This window comes from Peribacillus sp. (assembly GCF_059453735.1).
Genome location: NZ_JAZVJO010000161.1, coordinates 1 through 4,493 on the forward strand (window position 1 = coordinate 1; position 4,493 = coordinate 4,493).

Consider the following 4,493-nt stretch of genomic DNA (forward strand, 5'->3'; position numbering starts at 1 on the left):
AAAAATATTACAATAAGCCCATATGGAAAGGATATTGGAGTTTTCCTATTTTAGACCCTATGAATCATACAATAGAAATTACATGTACTGAAAAGATTATCCATTAAAAATCATGACATGAATTAAGTAGGATAAGTAATATACTTTTTTCACTAACGCGTGCTTTAGTAAAAAGGAAATCAAATTAAAATGAGCCAGGAGAAGATATCCTAGCTCATTTTTTATGTGTATTTTAAATCAACCTTTACCTTTAACATAGCCTTTTTCTCTCCAACCAGATTAGCCAAAGAGTCAGGATCACTCCGAATAAGGACAGTACACCAAAAAATAAATAAACAGTATAGATGTCTGCTTGTTCCATAATGATACCTGCGGTGAAGGTACTAAACCAGTTGCCTAATCCGTTGCCGATTGCAGAATAAAACGTGATGGCTGTTACTATTATATGAACCGGTACAATTTTCCGAAGGTACTGTAAGCCTGCTGGTATGAATAAACCAATAGATAGTCCTTGCATAACCGAGGTTAAATATACAAGATTTAAGCTCGGCTCAAAATAATAAAGTGCCCACCGAAGCAGCGAAGAAAACGCAGCGATGAGAACTATGGGCAGGAGTCCTATTTTCTTGACCCATGAGCCTGCTGCTCGCATAAAAGGAATTTCTGACAGGACAGCAAGTAAGAAGGCAATTCCAATCCCTGTATATGTACCGCCGCGATCTTCTATAAACAATCCATAGTAAACATTATTAGCTAGATTTGGTCCAAAAATCAAAAACGTGATCGCTAGGAAAATGAGAAATCGTTTGATCGATAACAGTTCTTTAACACCAAAGATTAGATTGGGTTTTGCCAAACTCTGTGGTTCTTCAGGCAGCCGTAAAGCCAAATATGCACTAATCACCAGCGTAATGAAGAAACTATAAAAAATAACCGACAAACCAATTGTTTCTGCCAGCCGCCCCATTATAAACACGGCTAGTGCAAAGCCAAGTGAACCAAAGAGACGAAGATTCCCATAATTGGCTTTGACCCGAGTAGCGTACTGCAGGGATATCCCATCTGAAACAGGAATAATGGCGCTCTGAAAGATTGCTAGGATAATAGCAATAATCACTAGCCACTGATAATCATGAATAAACAAATATCCGAGAGCAAGAACCCCGGCAAGCAGTGTTGTCAAAGATAAAATCTTCGCTGGTTTTCCAGACCAATCACAAACCATTCCCCAGATTGGCTGCATAAACATCATTGCGATTGGACCTGCCGACATGATGGTCCCAATTTGATAACCATTCATTTTTTCAACTTCGCTTAAATATACACTTAAGAGCGGTGTTAAGCTGCCTACCGCAAAAAAAGAAAAAAGATAAAACCCCTTAAATTGCAGGAGATTTCTAGTTATTAGTTTATCCAAATTTCGTTTCCCCCATGCTGATAAATTCACTAGATGAAATAAGTGGAAGGACAATGGTAAACGTCGTGCCTCTATTTACTACACTTTCCACAAGTACGTCGCCATTATGGCCCTCAATAATTTTAAAACTGACCATTAATCCTAATCCATTTCCCGTTTTCTTTGTCGTGAAAAATGGTTCTCCTAATTTTTTCAGCTTGTCCTCAGAAATGCCTATTCCCGTATCTTGAATCGCCAAGCGCACCTGGTCATTTGTTTGACTAAGATTTACAGTTAGGACCCCTCCACCAGGCATGGCTTCCATTGCATTCTTCACAAAATTTAAAATGACCTGCTTTAAGCGGTTTTCATCACAAGCAACTAGACTCACTTCATTTCCTATTTTTAGTATGATCTTGATATTTTGCTTTTCTGACTCAAACTTGACCAAGGATAAAACACTTTCAAGAATCGGAACGATATTTTTATTCTCAAGGCTCACGATTTGCGGTTTAGATAGAATCATAAATTCTTCAACTATTAAATTGACCCGTTCTATTTCATCTAAAATGATATCCAGGTACTCCAATCTGTCTTCACTTTCTTCATCGAGTTGTAGAAATTCAGCATATCCTTTCATGGATGTTAATGGATTCCGAATTTCATGGGCGACGCCGGCTGCCAATTGGCCGACAGCTGCCAGCTTATCCTGTTGATGTAGCTTTTGCTCGACTTCTTTCTGTTCGGTGATGTCATTACGGATGGATAAATATTGATAGACCTCTCCATCTCCGTTACGAAAGGGCACGATAGTGGTATTGACCCAATAAACACTTCCATCTTTTGCTTTGTTACGGATATCCCCCTTCCATACTTCTCCGTTCTGAATCGTCGACCATAAATCAGCAAAAAAATCTTTGGAGTGATAGTGAGAATTAACAATCCGATGGGTTTGTCCAATCAGTTCTTCTTCACTATACTTCGATATATCACAGAACCCTTTATTCACCTTCGTAATAATCCCCTTTTCGTCCGTAATCGCGACGATAGAAGCTTGATCCAGTGCATAGGTAATATCGAAAACGTATTTATCACTTTTTGCTAAACGTTTACTAATGATTGTACTTGTGGCAATTAACCCTGCAACAATGCAGATTGCCACAAAAAACACTAAATACACCACAAACGACGTATCGTTCATCAGTTGATTAATCGTTTCAATCGGCTCTTTTATAGGAAGTGATCTTGTTAACAGAAAATGACCTTCTGCAATAGATCCTGTCATGATAAAAGCACTCAATGGCTTATGCCAGTAATTAACACCTGTCTTCTGGTGCTTTGAATAGTAAAGAAGCATAAATGCAAACAAAAATAAGGAAAAGATAAATAATACAGATATAAAAAGAAAACCGCTATGAAACGTCAGATTATGATTTAACGAATACATGCCAATAATATAATTGGATAAAACGGACATCGTAAGCAGCATGCTGCATTCTATCACTTTTCGCAGAGAAATCGCGTCAGCAGAAACAGCTAAAAAACCCATAGCAGCCAAAGCTACACCTAGTACGAATGATAAAATCGTCAGCGATATATTATAAGAAGTGGAACCTGTATGATCAAAGGAAAGGATTCCAAAAAAGTTCATCGTCCAGACAGCCGTCCCCATCGAAAAGCTGCTTCCTAGGAATAGGAACTTTTGATTACGTTTAGATGTACGCAGCATCGTTAATAAATCCAGTGCTGTGTATGATGCAATGAAGGTGAGAATACATGCAATTAACAAAAGGATTGGATTGGATGAACTAAATACTTGCCCCACTTGGCACCAGCTCTCTATAGTTGTCTTTAAATTGGTGTTCTTTTCCTATAAGTGTAAGTCAAGTTACCTGGTTTTGTCGATAGAACTTTAGATAATTTACATGCATTCATTATCTTTACAGCATCTGACCCTCTCACAAAACTGTAAAATCTCTCCACATTTCCGGCAGCAGTCCTTGGTATTTCGGTGTCAAATATCGATCATCTACCAAAATAATCATCCCATAATCTTGTTCGGAACGAATTAACCGGCCACCAGCTTGAAGAACCTTATTCATACCAGGATAGGTATAAGTATAATCAAATCCATTCTTTCCACGTCTTTGAAAGTGTTTATTCATTAGTTCTCGCTCCTCGCCCAACTGCGGCATTCCGACACCAATAATAAAAACACCATTGAGACGATCTCCAATCAGGTTAATTCCTTCTGCGAACACACCACCCAAAACAGCAAACCCTACAAATAGTCCTTTATCACGTTCTTGAAAGGCATTCAAGAACGCTACCCTTTCTTCTTCAGACATACCACTTGTTTGCATCCTACATTCATCAGAGAAAACAGCCTTGAATTCTGTGAATACGGCATTCATATATTGATAAGAAGGAAAGTAAATCAAGTAATTACCCGTTTTGCCCACTAACATTTTTTCAATTAATCTTATAATTGGTCTGTATGACTTTTCCCGATCATGGAAACGCGTGGATAAGGGTTTGATATATACATCGTTTTGTTCCTTGCGAAAAGGAGAAGCCACTGTGATTGAATAATCTCCCTCCTTGCCTCCAAGCATCTCTGTAAAAAAAGGAAGCGGATGTAACGTAGCAGAAAAATAAACCCTCGCCTTAAAGCCGCTGGCCATTTGGTCCAGCGCGTGGGAAGGATCCAAACAAAATAGTTTCACTTCCACTTCATTTTTACTAACTCTATAAAAGGTTTGATAGTGGGTATCATATAATTTAGCAATCCGTAAAAATGATTGAACGTCAAAATATGTCTCAAGAAGCTCCGAATCATCTAACGAATTCTGCGTGATTAACAGGCGTTCAGCTTCTTCGATAAAGTGATTGAGCAATTCCAGTAAATCATCAGGTAATGTATCTTCTGCCCAACTTTGTTGTTCAGCCTGCTTACGTATCGTAATAAACCACGCATTGATCTCCTTTGCGGCTTTCGACAAAGCTTTATGACTTGTAAAGCTGCGCTTTACAGACAGAAAGGTTGATTTAATTAATTCAGCAGAGAACATCTCTCTGCCTCGATCGACGAGATTAT

At 38.4% G+C, this 4,493-nt stretch carries 3 protein-coding genes; all 3 read right to left on the reverse strand.

Features of this window, described 5'->3' with window-relative positions; translation table 11 throughout:
• Positions 1–250: 250 nt before the first annotated feature.
• Positions 251–1,417: an MFS transporter gene (locus tag AC52RT_RS05490; protein ID WP_495539821.1), complete on the reverse strand. Its 1,167-nt coding sequence runs from the start codon at positions 1,415–1,417 to the stop codon at positions 251–253.
• Complete coding sequence (locus AC52RT_RS05495; RefSeq protein WP_495539822.1) at positions 1,410–3,221, reverse strand: ATP-binding protein; 1,812 nt, start codon at positions 3,219–3,221, stop codon at positions 1,410–1,412. The genes AC52RT_RS05490 and AC52RT_RS05495 overlap by 8 nt, the downstream gene beginning before the upstream one ends.
• Positions 3,222–3,354: 133 nt before the next feature.
• Positions 3,355–4,493 (reverse strand): ATP-dependent DNA helicase (locus AC52RT_RS05500; protein ID WP_495539823.1); only part of this gene is annotated, 1,139 nt, incomplete at its 5' end.